Here is a 13,942-nt window from a genome sequence, read left to right as displayed (position 1 = left end):
ACGCGGCTTGATCGCTGCGTTAACAATAAATACATCTATTCAGGAAGGGCCAGCACTGTCAAGAACGTGGATGCGCCGTCGATCAGTCGAGCGGCAGCCCGGCGGCGTTCAGGATCCTCTTGCGCTCCTTGGCGGTGAGCCGGTCCACGTAGACCATGCCGTCCAGGTGGTCGGTCTCGTGCTGCAGGCAGCGCGCGACCAGCCCGGCGCCCTCGATACGCACCGGCTCGCCGTGCATGTCCACCCCGGTCACCACGGCGACCGCGGTGCGCGCCACGTCGCCGCGCTGTCCTGGCACGGACAGGCAGCCCTCACCGGAGACCTCCAGCTCGCGCGGCGGCGCAGGGAGTTCCAGGACCGGGTTGACCACGTGGGCCACCACGTTGGCGCCGTTGCCCGGATCGGGGCAGTCCATCACGAACACGCGCAGGCCTACGCCGATCTGGTTGGCGGCCAGGCCCACCCCGTTGGCGGCGTACATGCTGGCGAACATGTCGGCGACCAGCTTGTGCAGGTCCGGCCCGAAATCGGTGACCGGAGCCGTCGGCCGGTGCAGCACCGGTGTGCCGTACAGCGTGATGTCCCGGGCGACCCCGGCCCGGACGGCCCGCTCGCTCATGCCGCGGTTCCCGCGGGGGGCAGCTCTCCGGTCTGGCGGGTGCCGCCCGAGCAGGGTGCGCCGATCTCGGGCCCGGCGTTCTGGCGAGCGGCGTTGACGAAGAAGTCGATGCGCGGGTCGTCGGCGCTCTCGACCTTGAGCTGGTATCCCCAGGCCTGCAGCGAGATCGGCGCATCCTGGCCGGTGAACGGGCTCAGCATCAGGTAGTCACGTCCGGACACCTTCGCCGCCAGCGCCCGGACCTCGTCGTCGGCGATGCCGGGGCGGTAGGTGATCCACACCGCGCCGTGTTCGAGGCTGTGCACGGCCCGCTCGCTGGCGATCGGCTCGTCGTACACGGCGCCGGAGCAGTTCTGCCAGGTGCCGTTGTGCTGCCCGCCGATCGGGGGCTGCTGCGGGTAGGCCACCCCGCCCTGGGCGTGGTCCTGGCTCAGCGGGCCGTCGGCCAGGTAGTTGCGCACGCCGTCGATCCCCGCGAGCTGCTGCTGCCAGGTCCCCGTCGGCGCGACCGCGACCGGTTCCGCGGCGCCGGGGTGCAGGTAGTAGTACAGCGCGCCGCCCAGCCCCAGGCAGCAGCAGAGCAGCAGCGCCAGGCCACCCGCGATCCACACCCAGACCGGCACGCCCGGCTTGCGCGGCGGCGTGCTCGTGTAATCCACCATGGCGTGGCCTCCCCAGGAACTCGATTCGCCGGGGTGATCCTATCGACGCCCGACAGCCCGCCGACAGCCCGTACGCATGCCGTCACCGCCCTGTGCGATGGGAAGGGCACCTTCTTGTCGCCATAGGTAGCGGAAGGGCACCTTCCTCACCTCGCGGTGCGGGTTGTGCAGGTCAGGCGGTGGAGCGGATGTCGAAGCCGGACAGGCCCTCGGGGGTCTCCTCGAAGACCGCGACGCCGTCGACGATGGCGAGCTCGGGGCCGTGCTTGGTCCAGGAGACGAGGCGGTCCACGCCGTCGGGCGTGCCCTCGAAGACAGCCTCGACCGTGCGGTCGGGCCGGTTGCGCACCCACCCGGCGACACCGGCGGCCTGTGCCTGCTGCCGGCACGAGTCGCGGTAATAGACGCCCTGCACCTCGCCGGAGACCACAACGCGCCTGCGGATCATGCGACAACCGTAGACTGGACGGCATGGCCCGGCCAAACGAGGTCGTCGCGGCGGCACTGCAGGAGTACGCCGATCTCATCTCGATCACCGGCGGTGACGCCTTCCGGGCCCGCACCTACGAGAAGGCGGCCCGCGGCGTGGCCGGTCACGCCACCGACGTGGCGACGCTCGACCTGAAGGGTCTGGAGCAGATCCCCGGTGTCGGCAAGTCCACCGCCGAGAAGATCGTCGAGTTCCTGTCCTCCGGCCGGATGGAGGCGCTGGAGCAGCTGCGGGCCAAGGTGCCCGCCGGGGTGCGCGAGCTGATCGCGATCCCCGGCCTGGGCCCGGCCAAGGCCATGACCCTGCACCGCGAGCTGGGCATCTCCTCGATGGACGAGCTGGTCCACGCGATCGAGGCGGGGCGGCTGGCGGGGCTGCGCGGGTTCGGCGCGAAGACCGCGGCGAACATCCTGCACGGCATCGAGGTGCTGCGGCACAGCGGCGGCCGGGTGCTGGTCTCCACGGCGCTGGAGGTCGCCGACGAGGTGATCGCGGCCCTGTCGGCGCTGCCCGGCTCCGAGAAGTGCACGTACGCCGGGTCGCTGCGGCGCGGCCGGGACAGCGTCGGCGACGTGGACATCCTGGTCGCCTCCCGCGAGTCCAAGCCGATCATGGCGGCGTTCGCGGAGCTGCCGCTGGTCGGCGAGGTCATCGCGGGCGGCCCGGCGAAGACTTCGATCCGCACCACCGGCGGGCTCCAGGTCGACCTGCGGGTGGTGCCGCCGGAGTCGTGGGGCGCGGCGCTGCAGTACTTCACCGGCTCCAAGGAGCACAACATCCGGGTCCGCGAGATCGCCGTGCGCAAGGGCCTCAAGCTTTCCGAGTACGGGCTGTTCCGCGCCGAGGACGACACGTTGCTGGTGTCGGAGACCGAGGAGGAGGTGTACGAGCGGCTCGGCCTGCCCTGGATCGCGCCGACCCTGCGCGAGGACCGGGGCGAGGTGGCCGCCGCCCGCAACGGGACCCTGCCGCAGCTCGTCACCGAGGCCGACATCCGCGGTGACCTGCACACCCACACCAACCTCACCGACGGCGTGTCCACGCTGGAGGAGATGCTGGCCGCCGCGCGGGCCCGCGGCTACCGCTACTACGCGGTCACCGACCACGCCAAGGACATGCCGATGCAGCGGATGACCGACGCGAAGATGCTCGCCCAGCGCAAGAAGCTGCGGGCACTGGCCGGTGACGGGAAGATGGCGCTGCTGCACGGCAGCGAGCTGAACATCGACCCCGACGGCGGGGTGGACTGGGACGCCGACTTCCTGGCCGGGTTCGACATCTGCGTCGCGTCGGTCCACTCGCACTTCACGCAGACTCCGGCGGAGTTGACGAACCGGTTCGTGAAGGCGTGCGAGAACCCGTACGTCAACATCATCGGGCATCCGACGACGCGGCTGATCGGGCGGCGCAAGCCGGTCGAGCCGGACTGGGACGCGGTGTTCGACGCGGCTGCCGGGACCGGCACCGCGATGGAGGTGAACGCGTTCCCGGACCGGCTCGACCTGCCGGACGAGCTGATCATGCGGGCGCGCGAGCGGGGGGTGAAGTTCGCGATCAACACGGACTCGCACTCCACGGTGCACCTGGACATGCTGCGCTTCGGCATCGCGATCGCCCAGCGCGGCTGGCTGACCCCGGCCGACGTGATCAACACCTGGACGCTGACCAGGCTGAAGGCGTTCGTCGCCGCCAAGCGCCGCGCGGCGTGACCGCCTGGCGGGGTCAGGTCAGGTGTTGGGTGAACCAGGTGGTGAGTTTGGTCCAGGCCTGGGCGGCGGCGGGGGCGTTGTAGCGGGCGCCGGTGTCGTTGAAGAACGCGTGGTTGACATCGGGGTAGGTGACGATCTCGAAGGTCAGGCCGGCCTTGCTCAGGGCCTCGCGGGCGGCGTCGCGCGTGGCGTTGACCCGGTCGTCGAGTTGGGCGTACACGCCCAGCACCGCGGCGTCGGGAGAGCCCGCCAGCGACGCGTTCGCGGGGAACGGTCCGTAGAACGGCGCCGCGGCGTGCAGGCGTGGTTCGCCCGCGGCCAGCAGGGACCAGACCATGCCGCCGCCGAAGCAGAAGCCCATCGCGCCGACGGTGTGCCCGGGGTTGCGCCGCAGCAGCTCGTCGATGCCGGCCTTCATGTCGGCGATGAACCGCGCGGGCGGAGCGGCGTTCAGCGCGGCGGTGGCCTGGGCGGGGTCGGTGAACTTCGCCGTGCCGCCCTCCTCGGAGAGCAGGTCGATCGCGAGTGCGGACCAGCCCGCGGCGGCCAGCCGCCCGGCGATCGAGGCGATGTGGTCGGTCAGGCCCTTGTTCTCGTGGACGACGAGCACGGAGCCTTTCGGTGTGGCCGCGGCGGCCCAGCGGCCCTGCAGCTGCCCGCTGGGGCCGGGGAACGTGATCGGCTCGGTGGGCAGCGGGCTCGGGCCCGCCGGGCCGGTGATCGCGGGGGTCGGCGCGGCCTGCGGGGGCGTGGCGGTGTCGCGCTGCGCGTCGCACGCGGCCAGCAAGGGAGCCGCCACCGCCGCGCCGACGCCGAGCAGGCCCAGGCGGCGCAACGCCTCGCGGCGGGAGATCAGGCCGTCGGCGTAGTCGACGACGACCTCACTCGACAGGTACTCGCCCAACTCAGACATGTCTCATTCATACTCCCTCGACCGGCGAGGGCGCGGGAGCCGGGCACGACCGGTACATGCCCACCGGCCGGCGACGGTGGTCGCCGACCAGCGGCCGGGGCGTTGCCATGACGGGACAGGCCCGGCCCCGGCGGCATCCAGGACCGGGGCCGCCGAGTGCGGCGAGAGGCCCGGTCCGGGCGGTGTCGCGCCTCGGGACCGGGCCTCGCCGTGTCGAAGGATCAGCGTTCGTCGACGCTGCCGACGATGCTCTGCCGCCAGGTGGCGTGGTAGCTGACCAGCGGATCGAACTTCGGCCCGACCTTGGGCGGGGTCAGCCGCAGCCGGTCGTCGAGGTTCACGCTGCGCCGGCCGACGGCCCAAGCCGTGACCGGATCGAACAGGATCTCGTCCGCCGAGACGCCGTCGGTCTGGCGGATCGCCACCAGCTCGATGTCGTCGATCATGACCGTGCCGGCGGTCAGCCCGTCCATGCCCTGGAACGAGCGCAGCAGCGCGGCCCGCAGCTGCGGGCTGAGCAGGATGTCGCAGCTCATGTAGAGCTGGGCCATGGCGTCCCAGAGCTGGTGGTCCGCAGTCCACGCCCCGCCGTCGTCCAGGTCGGCGCGCAGCAGGGCCAGCAGTGCCGGCGGGTCGGTCGGCAGCTGGGCCAGCCATTGCGGGGTCGGCGACACGATGCTCGGACCGTTGTCGCGCAGGAAGGCGCGGGCGTGCTCCAGGTTGCCCTCGTGGTCGGCGAACATGCTCTCGAACATGTTCTCGTCACCGTTGAGCAGCTTCAGCGGGATCATGCCCTGCGGGTCCAGCCACGACTCACGGGGCTGGAACTCCAGCGTCCCGGTCCAGCCGCCGGTGAGGTCGGCGGCCCAGCCCTCGGTGAGCACGTGCACCAGCTGGCCGGGACGCAGGTCGACGGCCCGGGCGTGCGCGGCGGTGCGGGCGAGCTCGTCCAGCGCCGCGACCGCCTCCGGAGTCGTCCGTGACAGTGCGGGGTCCGTGCCGCGTACGGCGGGCAGTGGCTGGTGGGAGGCCTTCACCAGGGCGATGCTCGGGGTGGCGAACCGGTGGCCGCCGACGCCGCCGACCGTCACCGCGCCGAGCGCGACGACCGTCACCGTCAGACTCGCGGCGACCGGGACGAGCCAGCGGGCCAGCCTGCGGGGAGCGCGGCCCCGCGCCGCGGCTTGGCGGGCGTTGAGCAGGTACCAGGTGCGGGCGACGGACTCGTCGGACGGGCCGGGTGAGCCGGCGGGCAGGTCACGTACCGCGGTGAGGTCGGGGTCGGTGCGGGTCATCGGGAACCTCCGGTGGCGGAGAGCGCAGATTTGATCTTCGTACGGGCGCGGTGCAGAGCCGACTGCACGGAGCCCAGTGGGATCCCGAGCGCCAGCGCGATCTCGGCGTACTCCAGCTCGGCGACGGCGAACAGCAGCAGCACCTCGCGCTGGCGGCGGGGCAGCTTGGCCAGCGCGGTCGCGACGCGGGCCACGGCGCGCTGCGCGTCGACGCGCTCCGCGGAGCGGGCGTCCGGCGCGACCTCGTCAGCGGCGTGGGTCGCGGCCACGGCGCGCAGCGCCCGGACCTCGGTGCGGTGGTGGCGGCGCAGCAGGTTGCCGCAGATGCCGTACAGCCAGGGCAGCATCGCGCCGCGGGTGCCGTCGTAGCGGTGGCGCTGCTCGTACGCGATCAGGAAGGTCTGCGCCACGACGTCCTCGGCGACCTGCTCGCCGACCCGCTGACCGGCGTAGCGCAGCAGGTCGCGGGCGTACGCGTCGAACATCGCGCCGAGGTCGGCTGGGTCCGGCGGCGGCTCGGCAGCCGGTGGGTCGGCTCCGGCCGGTGGGTCGTGCTGGGTCGTCACGGTCATGCCAGTACTTGCCCGCAGGCACCGCCCATGTTCCCGGCTCCTCTCGCGGTGGCGGGTACGCCGAGAGTACGGATCCGCGCCGTCCCGGGCCCGATTCAGGAGCGGGTGCGGGAGCCGGGTTCGACCAGACCGTGCTGGTAGGCGGCGACCACGGCCTGGGTGCGGTCGCGCACGCCGAGTTTCATCAGCACCCTGCCCAGGTGCGTCTTCACCGTGGCCTCGCCGATGACCAGCGACGCCGCGATCTCCGTGTTGGACAGCCCGTACGCCGCGAGCACCAGGACCTCGCGCTCGCGGTCGGTCAGCCCGCGCATCCGGGCCGGGGTGGGTGCCTGCTGTCCGGGCCGGGCGGTGAACTCGTCCAGCAGGGCCCGGGCCACCGCCGGGTCGAGCCAGGCCTCCCCGGCCGCCACCGCCCGCACCGCGAGCGTCAGCTCGGCGGGCACCGCGTCCTTGAGCAGGAAGCCGGACGCGCCCGCGCGCAGGGCCGCGTACACCGTCTCGTCGACGTGGTAGGTGGTCAGGATGACGACCTTGACCGGCCGGTCCGGGTCGCCCGTGAAGCCGTCGGCGGTGATGCGCCGGGTCGCCTCCACCCCGTCCATGCCGGCCATGCGCACGTCCATCAGCACCACGTCCGGCCGCAGCGCCAAGGCCTGGGCCACCGCGTCGGCGCCGTCGCCGCACTCGCCGACGACCTCCACGTCCGGCTCGGCCGCCAGCAGCATCGCGATCCCGGCACGGACCAGCGGCTGGTCGTCGACGAGCAGCACTCGCAAGGTCATCGCCGCCCACCCGTCCGCGGTCGCCGGCCCGACGTGCTCATCGCGCCCCGCCGACCGGAAGTCGGCCGCCCCGGGTCGCCTGGGCCGGCAGCGCCGCCGAGACCTCGAAGCCACCGTCGCCGGTGGGCCCGGCGTCCAGCCTGCCGCCCGCGACGGCGACCCGTTCCCGCAGGCCCAGCAGGCCGTGCCCGGTGGACAGCGGGGAACGCGGCAGCTCGGCCGCGCCCGTGTCGGTGACCTTGACCAGCAGTTCGTCGGCCCAGACCAGGCGCACCACGGCGGGCACGTCGCCGCCCTTGTGCTTGGCGATGTTCGTCAGCGCCTCCTGCACGGTGCGGTAGGCGGCCAGTCCCACGGACGGATCCAGCTGCCGCGGCTCGCCCTCCACCACCAGGTCCACCGGCATGCCGGCGGACCGCATCCGCACCAGCAGCTCGTCCAGGTCGCCGAGGCCGGGCTGCGCGGCGGGCTCGGCGGCGCCGTCCGCCGCCAGCACGGCCAGCATCCGGCGCAGTTCCGCCATCGCCTGCCCGCCCAGCTCCTCGATCTGGCTGAGCGCGGTGCGGGCCTGCTCGGGACGGGTGGCCATGATCCGGCCGGCCCCGCTCGCCTGCAGCATCATCACCGTCACCGTGTGCGCGACGATGTCGTGCAGCTCGCGCGAGATGCGCGCCCGCTCGGCGGCGACCGCCGCGTGGGCTGAGGCGACCCGCTGCTGCTCGGCCGCGGCCAGCCGCCGCCGGCTGGCGCCGGCCCACCGGCCCAGCGCCCACACGCCGCCCACCAGCAGGCTGAACGCCAGCAGCAGCCCGACGAAGGTGGCCGCCTGGCGCGACGGCGGTTCGAGCCACGCGCCGTTGGCGGCGAGCACGCCGTACGGCACCAGCGCCGGGGCGATCAGCCAGGCCTGGCGGCGGGACAGGTGGGCCCCGACCGTGTACACGGCCACCATCAGCGGCAGCGTCGGCAGGTAACCGGCGACGAACACGCTGCCGACCACGGCGTGCAGCCAGAGCCAGGCGAACACCGCGACCGGGGCGCGCCGCCGCCAGATCAGCGCCACCGCGCCCAGCGCGACGTATCCGGCGATGAGCAGCGCGGACCGGCCGCCGCGGGCCGCGCCGAGATCGGCCCCGGCCGTGGAGAACAGGGCCGTGTCGAGCAGCCACACGGCCAGGGCCAGCGCCGTGTCCTGCGCCCGTCGCCACCACGTCACGGCTTGCTCCGCGGGTGGTGGGGGTGGCAGAAGCAGAAGAAGATGCAGAACCCGTCGGTCATCGCCTCGTACGAGTCGAACGTGTGCTCGGCCCGGCGTGGCACCCGCTGCGCGCGCTCGACCTCGCCGAGCCGGGCCAGCAGCGCCGGGTCGATCTCGCCGATGCCGGGCGGCACCGCCTCCAGCCGGGTCAGCGCCGCCCACAGGTCGCCGTCCAGCTCGGCGGTGAGCCGGGCCAGCTCGCCACTGTCCACCTCGCCGATCTGCGCGCCGTAGGTGGCGTGGTGGGCCAGCTTGGCGACGGCGGCGGTGGGCTGCTTCTCCTGCCCGCGCAGGGCGAAGCGGCTCCACTTCCAGCCGGTCAGCACGTCGACCGGGGTGTGCTCGGCGAGGTCCGTCGGGAACACGACGATCTCCAGGTCGCGCGACGGGTCGAGCAGTTCGGGGGATGGGCGGGGCACGAGCACGGCGTCCGCGTCGACCAGGATGCCCGCGGCGAGGTGGCCGGAGACCCGGTCGGGCGCGGATCTGTCCTGGACGGACACCCGGATGTCGGCGTGGACGGAGGTGCCGATGCACATGGTCTGCTCCTGGGGAGGGAGGGTGCCTGCGGAAGGGTGTCAGCAGAGTAGCCCCGGTGTCTGCGCAGGTCGATCGGTTCGGCTGTCGCCTTTCCGCGTTCCGGCGGGCGGCGCGGGTCCACCTCGGGTGGGATCGGACCGTCCGGGTACGACTGTAGGCGTACGACCTGGTTCCGATCCTCGGCCGACGCCGTGCGACCCGGATTACCGCAGCCTGAGTGAGTCGCCGAGCACCGGCGGCGGACACGAGGGAGGAAACGATGCGCAGCAGCGGGCAGCGGAGACGCCGCACGGCACTGGGTGTGCTGGCACTGGTGGCGGTGTGGGGGGTGGTCGCGGCAACACCCGCCGCGGCCGCGTACGAGGAGGACAAGCCGGCCTGGACCAGCGAGGACCCGAAGGACGGGTCGAACGCCGCCGCCGAGATCATGGCTGCGCAGCTGCCGCTGGTCGAGGCGGCGCAGCGCTTCACCGACCTGGACGCGAAGTTCCCGGGTCTGGGCGGGGTGCGGCTGCAGGTCGAGGAGCGGACCCTGGAGCTGTGGTGGAAGGGCGAGGCGCCGGCCGAGGTCCGCGAGGAGATCGCCCGCGCGGAGTCCGAACTCGGCATCCGGATCGCCCTCGGCGAGTCGAAGTACACGCAGCGCGAGCTCGTCGAGTCCGCCGCGGCGGTGATAGAGCGGGCGGAGGCGTACCCGGGGCTGACCCGGGTCGGGCCGCTGCCCGACGGCAGCGGTCTGGAGGTGGCGACCAGCAACCCCGAGGCGGCCGGCAAGTACGAGTTCGCCGTGGCGGCCACCGTCGTCAAGGACGAGGAGCAGATCCAGCCGTACAGCCGGGCGAACGACTTCGCGCCGTGGTGGGGTGGGGCGCAGCTGCGCGGGCAGTTCGCCGGCGCGGGCGGGTGCAGCACCGGCTTCGCGGTGGCGCGCTACTTCCTGTGGTGGGAGACGGCCCGCGGCATCCTCACCGCCGAGCACTGCATGCCCGGCGGCGGGCTGAACTTCACGGACCCGACCGGGGAGCTCATCGGCCTCTCGGAGCCCGCGCCCGCGCGGCGGCTCAGCGACTCGCTGTTCATCCGCACCAGATCCGGTGCGCGCATCTACGACGGCGGTGTCGGTGTGGGGGAGTTCTCCAAGCCGGTGGTCGGCGCGGTCAGCAACTTCCCGGGGCAGTTCGTCTGCACCTCGGGCGGGTTCACCGGCGTGCACTGCAACATCCGCACCAACCGGATCAACCAGCTGGTGCTGGCCGGGTTCGCCTTCGTGGACGTGGTCTCGCTGGGCAACGAGGTCTCCGGGCGGGCCGCGGCCGGCCCCGGTGACAGCGGCGGCCCGGTGTTCACGCTCACGGCCGATTTCTCCAAGGTCCGCGCCGCGGGTCAGATCGTGGGCGGCACGACTCCGGTGCCCTGCGGCTCGTTCGGCACGGGCTGCGGCAACGTGGTGGCCTGGGTGGACATCAGCTGGGTGCTCATCGCCCAGCAGGCGAGCCTGGTCACGTCGTGACCTGACCGCCCGGCGCCGCCACCCCCGTGCGGCGCCGGGCTTCACCAACGGGCGGGCGGCTGGTGCGCCCGCCCGCCGGGCGTTTTCCGGACGACTGCGGCGTTTCCGTGGACCGGCAGGCCTCGATGCGCAAGGCTGGACGGCATGAGTGCGGACGAGCAGGTATTCGTCATCGTCGGTGCGTCGCTGGCCGGGGCCAGGGCCGCCGAGGCGCTGCGGGCCGAGGGCTTCACCGGCCGCGTGCTGCTGATCGGGCAGGAGGACGAGGTGCCCTACGAGCGCCCTCCGCTGTCCAAGGGCTTCCTGCAGGGCAAGGACCCGCGCGAGAAGGCGTACGTGCACCCGCGCGAGTGGTATGCCGAGCAGGACATCGAGCTGATGCTCGGCCGCCGCGTGGTGGCGGTGCACCCGGAGGCCCGCACGGTGACGCTGGACGGAGACGAGCAGTTCGCGTACGACAAACTGCTCCTGGCCACGGGTTCGGTCGTGCGTACCCTCGACGTGCCCGGCGCCGACGCGAGCGGGATCCGCTACCTGCGCGCCTACCCCGACTCGGCGGCGCTGCGGCAGGCGCTGACCACCGATTCGCGGCCCCAGGTCCTGGTCGTCGGCTCGGGGTGGATCGGTCTGGAGATCGCGGCCGCGGCCCGGGGCTACGGCTGCTCCGTCACCGTCGTGTCGAACGAGCGTGCCCCGCTGCGGCATGTGCTCGGCGACGAGCTGGCCGCGCTGTTCCGGGCGCTGCACGAGGCGAACGGGGTCGAGTTCCGGTTCGAGTCCGGGGTGCGCTCGTTCGGCGATCTGGACGGGGCGGTGCGCAGCGCGCTGCTGGACGACGGCACCGAGCTGGCCGCCGACCTGGTGGCGGTCGGGGTCGGCATCCGGCCCGCCACCGAGCTGGCCGAGCAGGCGGGACTGGACGTCGACGACGGCGTCGTCACCGACGCGGGCCTGCGCACCTCGGATCCGCACATCTACGCCTGCGGGGACGTGGCCTCGACCATGAACCCGCTGGTAGGCAAGCACCTGCGCACCGAGCACTGGGCCAACGCGCGGGCCGGCGGCAAGGCGGCGGGCAAGGCGATGCTCGGGCAGGAGGTGTCGTACGCGCAGGTGCCGTACTTCTTCACCGACCAGTACGACCTGGGCATGGAGTACTGCGGCTGGGCGGGTCCGGGCGACTACGCCCGCGTCGTCTTCCGTGGCGACCCCACCGTCCGCGACGGCAAGGCCCCCGAGGTCATCGCCTTCTGGCTAACCGACGACGACCGCGTCGTGGCCGCGATGAACATCAACATCTGGGACGTCCAGGACGACCTCAACGCCCTGGTCAAAGCCGGCTTCGCCGGCACCCCCGCCGACCCCGCCCGCCTCACCGACCCCGCCGTCCCCCTGTCCGAGACCCTCGCTGGTTGATCATGAACTTATGGCACGGGTGGGCGGCGTGTCGTGGGCACAACTTCATGATCGATGGGTGGACGTAGCATCGGTCCGATGCGGACGCGGCTGATCTTCGTGCGGCATGGGGAGTCGGTGCACTCGGTCGAGAGGTTCGTCGGCGGGCGGGCGGGGTGCCGGGGGCTCACGGCGCTGGGACAGGAGCAGGCGGCGGCGGTCGCGTGGCGGCTGGCGGCGGAGGTGTCGGGGCCGGTCGCGGTGTACTCGTCGGTGCTGCGGCGGGCGATCCAGACGGCGGCTCCGATCGCGACGGCGCTGGGCGTCGACGCGGAAACCGACTGCGGGCTGTGCACCTGGCACTATCCGGCGTACGCCGATGGGCGGCCGCTCGCCGTGCTCAAGACCGCGGAGCTGCCCGGCGGGGGTGTGCACCGGCCGTTCCAGCGGGAGAACGAGAGCTGGGCGGAGCTGGTGGTGCGGACCGGGCGGGCGATCATGGACATCGCGTACCGGCACGCGGGCCAGACGGTGGTGCTGGTCGGCCACAGTGAGACCGTCAACAGCTCGTTCCACGTGCTGGGGATGCAGCCGCTGCTGCGGGCCTTCGACACGGTGGTCGCCCCGGGTTCGGTCACCGAGTGGACCGCTGACGGAGACCCGGCCACCTCGCCACCCACCCGCTGGACCCTGCACCGCTTCAGCGCCTGACCCACGGCGAGGGTCCGGCCGCCGCGCCCCACCCCTGTTCGCAACTCTTAAAGAGTTGCGGCCGTCCAGGGCAGTCGAGGCCGCAAGTCTTTAACCCCTGCCGGTGCCGGCGTCCTCGCGGTGGCGGTTCACCGCGGCGTGACGGCGCGCACCAGCTCGGCGACGAGCCGTCGGAGCTCGGGCGTCGGCTCCAGCCCGAGATCGTTGTGCAGGTGCCGCTCGTACCGGTCCAGATCGCGCAGTGCCTCGCCGCGGTTGCCCGCGGCCAGGTGGGCTCGGATCAGGATGGAGTGGCCCGTCTCCCGGAGCGGGTCGTCGCGGACCGCGGTCAGTGCGGCCACCTGCGCCTCGGCGAACCGTCCCACCTCGATGAGCCCGACCGCCACCGCCTCCAGCGCGCCCAGCCGCAGTTGCCGCCAGTTGTCGGCCTCCAGCAGGACCCAGTCGTCGTACCAGCCGGGCAGGAGATCGGTCGAGAGGTCCTTCATGGTCTCCGGATCCAGCCCGACGTCGTGCACGGCCACGGCCGGGTCGAGCGCGCGGTATGCCGTCCGCCGGGCGCGGTGCAGATCCACGCTGACGTGCCTGGCCAGGTGGATCTCGTCGGGATGGACGTCGAGCGCGTCCCGGGAGGCCCGGGGCAGCCGGGACAGCGCCGAACGCAGGTTCGCGTAGGCGCACCGTTCCGGCGCGGCGGGCCACAGGGTCTGCGCCACCAGGGCACGCGGCACCGCGGCACGGCAGCGCATCGCCACGAACGCCAGCAGGCGCGCCGACCCGCCCGACACCGGCACGGGGTCGCCGTGCACGGTCAGCTCGAAACCACCGAGCAGCGAGAGATGTGCCGCGGGTGCCGCACCGCGATCCTGCGCCCGAGGAAGGGACATCACCACTCGTCTCGCCGGCCCGGCTGCGGCGCCCACCGCACAGCCTCGGGAAAGGAACGGGGTGTCGTTATCACCCACGAGCAGCCTACGGTCCGGACCATGCCGGTGCAGGCCGGATGCCCGATCTGTCCGGGCGGCTCGTCACGCCGGCGTCACGTCCGGGTGACGGTGCCCGCCACAGAATGAATCGATCGCACAGATGATCACCGACCGAGGGAGGAAGACCCCATGCGTACCCGAAAGGTGTCAGTTCTGTTCGGCACCGCCGCGATAGTGGCCGCCCTGGCGGTGTCCGCGCCGGCCACCGCCGCGCAGGCGTCCTCCGGACCGGTGTCCGCGGCACCGTCTACCACGGTGGCGACGCAGGACCAGCCGGTCGCCGATCCGTGGCGCGACGGCTACCGGCAGGGCTACCGCGACGGCTTCAAGGACGCGAAGGAAGACTGCCAGCGCTCCTACGCCAGCCGCCAGTTCGACAATTGGAAGTTCGCCCAGGGTTATGAGGCGGGCTTCGGTGAGGGGTGGGAGGCCGGCGTGGCCCGGTACTGCTAGGACCGGGCCTGTCGAGAAAGTGGAAGGATGCCCTCCCGGGTGGG

15 protein-coding genes are annotated in these 13,942 nt (G+C 72.8%); 5 read left to right on the top strand and 10 right to left on the bottom strand.

Annotated elements, in window-relative coordinates; genetic code table 11:
- Window positions 1-82 precede the first annotated feature (82 nt).
- From def to F9C41_RS14075, 3 genes are all read right to left on the bottom strand, one after another.
- On the bottom strand, window positions 83-619 hold the full coding sequence (gene def, locus F9C41_RS14085) for a peptide deformylase (protein WP_155387228.1): 537 nt from the start codon (window positions 617-619) through the stop codon (window positions 83-85).
- Window positions 616-1,281: a DUF3105 domain-containing protein gene (locus F9C41_RS14080; RefSeq protein ID WP_155387227.1), complete on the bottom strand. Its 666-nt coding sequence runs from the start codon at window positions 1,279-1,281 to the stop codon at window positions 616-618. The genes def and F9C41_RS14080 overlap by 4 nt, the downstream gene beginning before the upstream one ends.
- Window positions 1,282-1,453: 172 nt before the next feature.
- Window positions 1,454-1,729: an acylphosphatase gene (locus F9C41_RS14075; RefSeq protein ID WP_196279760.1), complete on the bottom strand. Its 276-nt coding sequence runs from the start codon at window positions 1,727-1,729 to the stop codon at window positions 1,454-1,456.
- A gap of 23 nt (window positions 1,730-1,752) precedes the next feature.
- Here F9C41_RS14075 and polX point away from each other — a divergent pair, with 23 nt between their 5' ends.
- Window positions 1,753-3,480, top strand: a complete 1,728-nt coding sequence (gene polX / locus F9C41_RS14070) for a DNA polymerase/3'-5' exonuclease PolX (protein WP_155387226.1) — start codon at window positions 1,753-1,755, stop codon at window positions 3,478-3,480.
- A 13-nt stretch (window positions 3,481-3,493) separates the two neighbouring features.
- Here polX and F9C41_RS14065 read toward each other — a convergent pair whose 3' ends face one another.
- The 6 genes from F9C41_RS14065 to F9C41_RS14040 form a co-directional block, all read right to left on the bottom strand.
- Window positions 3,494-4,393 carry a dienelactone hydrolase family protein gene (locus F9C41_RS14065; protein WP_155387225.1) on the bottom strand — a complete coding sequence of 300 codons (900 nt, stop codon included), beginning with the start codon at window positions 4,391-4,393 and terminating at the stop codon, window positions 3,494-3,496.
- A 221-nt stretch (window positions 4,394-4,614) separates the two neighbouring features.
- Complete coding sequence (locus tag F9C41_RS14060; protein WP_155387224.1) at window positions 4,615-5,688, bottom strand: hypothetical protein; 1,074 nt, start codon at window positions 5,686-5,688, stop codon at window positions 4,615-4,617.
- Window positions 5,685-6,260 carry an RNA polymerase sigma factor gene (locus F9C41_RS14055; RefSeq protein ID WP_155387223.1) on the bottom strand — a complete coding sequence of 192 codons (576 nt, stop codon included), beginning with the start codon at window positions 6,258-6,260 and terminating at the stop codon, window positions 5,685-5,687. Before F9C41_RS14055 ends, F9C41_RS14060 begins: the two co-directional genes overlap by 4 nt.
- A 95-nt stretch (window positions 6,261-6,355) precedes the next feature.
- Entirely contained in the window at window positions 6,356-7,045 is a 690-nt protein-coding gene (locus F9C41_RS14050; protein WP_155387222.1) for a response regulator, read from the bottom strand.
- A 37-nt stretch (window positions 7,046-7,082) separates the two neighbouring features.
- Complete coding sequence (locus F9C41_RS14045) at window positions 7,083-8,261, bottom strand: sensor histidine kinase (RefSeq protein ID WP_155387221.1); 1,179 nt, start codon at window positions 8,259-8,261, stop codon at window positions 7,083-7,085.
- The gene (locus F9C41_RS14040; RefSeq protein ID WP_155387220.1) at window positions 8,258-8,842 is read right to left on the bottom strand and encodes a hypothetical protein; all 585 of its coding nucleotides are present in this window, start codon (window positions 8,840-8,842) and stop codon (window positions 8,258-8,260) included. Before F9C41_RS14040 ends, F9C41_RS14045 begins: the two co-directional genes overlap by 4 nt.
- Before the next feature lie 260 nt (window positions 8,843-9,102).
- On the opposite strand from F9C41_RS14040, the gene F9C41_RS14035 reads away from it, so the two are divergent.
- From F9C41_RS14035 to F9C41_RS14025, 3 genes are all read left to right on the top strand, one after another.
- Window positions 9,103-10,353: a chymotrypsin family serine protease gene (locus tag F9C41_RS14035; RefSeq protein WP_155387219.1), complete on the top strand. Its 1,251-nt coding sequence runs from the start codon at window positions 9,103-9,105 to the stop codon at window positions 10,351-10,353.
- A 144-nt stretch (window positions 10,354-10,497) separates the two neighbouring features.
- Window positions 10,498-11,769: an NAD(P)/FAD-dependent oxidoreductase gene (locus tag F9C41_RS14030; protein ID WP_155387218.1), complete on the top strand. Its 1,272-nt coding sequence runs from the start codon at window positions 10,498-10,500 to the stop codon at window positions 11,767-11,769.
- Window positions 11,770-11,847: 78 nt separating this feature from the next.
- The gene (locus tag F9C41_RS14025) at window positions 11,848-12,459 is read left to right on the top strand and encodes a histidine phosphatase family protein (RefSeq protein ID WP_155387217.1); all 612 of its coding nucleotides are present in this window, start codon (window positions 11,848-11,850) and stop codon (window positions 12,457-12,459) included.
- 128 nt (window positions 12,460-12,587) lie between these two features.
- On the opposite strand, the gene F9C41_RS14020 is transcribed toward F9C41_RS14025, so the two are convergent.
- Window positions 12,588-13,346, bottom strand: a complete 759-nt coding sequence (locus F9C41_RS14020) for an AfsR/SARP family transcriptional regulator (RefSeq protein WP_155387216.1) — start codon at window positions 13,344-13,346, stop codon at window positions 12,588-12,590.
- A 228-nt stretch (window positions 13,347-13,574) separates the two neighbouring features.
- On the opposite strand from F9C41_RS14020, the gene F9C41_RS14015 reads away from it, so the two are divergent.
- Window positions 13,575-13,898 carry a hypothetical protein gene (locus F9C41_RS14015; RefSeq protein WP_155387215.1) on the top strand — a complete coding sequence of 108 codons (324 nt, stop codon included), beginning with the start codon at window positions 13,575-13,577 and terminating at the stop codon, window positions 13,896-13,898.
- Window positions 13,899-13,942 lie beyond the last annotated feature (44 nt).

Origin of the sequence: Catellatospora paridis (assembly GCF_009720365.1) — a bacterium.
GTDB classification, from domain to species: Bacteria; Actinomycetota; Actinomycetes; order Mycobacteriales; family Micromonosporaceae; genus Catellatospora; species Catellatospora paridis.
This window is presented reverse-complemented; position numbering and strand designations above follow the sequence as displayed.

Excerpts from the sequence above, each read along its gene's own strand:
- F9C41_RS14080 (WP_155387227.1), bottom strand. The coding sequence starts at position 1,281 with ATGGTGGATTACACGAGCACGCCGCCGCGCAAGCCGGGCGTGCCGGTC.
- F9C41_RS14050 (WP_155387222.1), bottom strand. The coding sequence starts at position 7,045 with ATGACCTTGCGAGTGCTGCTCGTCGACGACCAGCCGCTGGTCCGTGCC.
- F9C41_RS14020 (WP_155387216.1), bottom strand. The coding sequence starts at position 13,346 with ATGTCCCTTCCTCGGGCGCAGGATCGCGGTGCGGCACCCGCGGCACAT.
- F9C41_RS14015 (WP_155387215.1), top strand. The coding sequence starts at position 13,575 with ATGCGTACCCGAAAGGTGTCAGTTCTGTTCGGCACCGCCGCGATAGTG.
- F9C41_RS14060 (WP_155387224.1), bottom strand. The coding sequence starts at position 5,688 with ATGACCCGCACCGACCCCGACCTCACCGCGGTACGTGACCTGCCCGCC.
- def (WP_155387228.1), bottom strand. The coding sequence starts at position 619 with ATGAGCGAGCGGGCCGTCCGGGCCGGGGTCGCCCGGGACATCACGCTG.
- F9C41_RS14030 (WP_155387218.1), top strand. The coding sequence starts at position 10,498 with ATGAGTGCGGACGAGCAGGTATTCGTCATCGTCGGTGCGTCGCTGGCC.
- F9C41_RS14025 (WP_155387217.1), top strand. The coding sequence starts at position 11,848 with ATGCGGACGCGGCTGATCTTCGTGCGGCATGGGGAGTCGGTGCACTCG.
- polX (WP_155387226.1), top strand. The coding sequence starts at position 1,753 with ATGGCCCGGCCAAACGAGGTCGTCGCGGCGGCACTGCAGGAGTACGCC.
- F9C41_RS14055 (WP_155387223.1), bottom strand. The coding sequence starts at position 6,260 with ATGACCGTGACGACCCAGCACGACCCACCGGCCGGAGCCGACCCACCG.
- F9C41_RS14065 (WP_155387225.1), bottom strand. The coding sequence starts at position 4,393 with ATGTCTGAGTTGGGCGAGTACCTGTCGAGTGAGGTCGTCGTCGACTAC.
- F9C41_RS14075 (WP_196279760.1), bottom strand. The coding sequence starts at position 1,729 with ATGATCCGCAGGCGCGTTGTGGTCTCCGGCGAGGTGCAGGGCGTCTAT.
- F9C41_RS14040 (WP_155387220.1), bottom strand. The coding sequence starts at position 8,842 with ATGTGCATCGGCACCTCCGTCCACGCCGACATCCGGGTGTCCGTCCAG.
- F9C41_RS14035 (WP_155387219.1), top strand. The coding sequence starts at position 9,103 with ATGCGCAGCAGCGGGCAGCGGAGACGCCGCACGGCACTGGGTGTGCTG.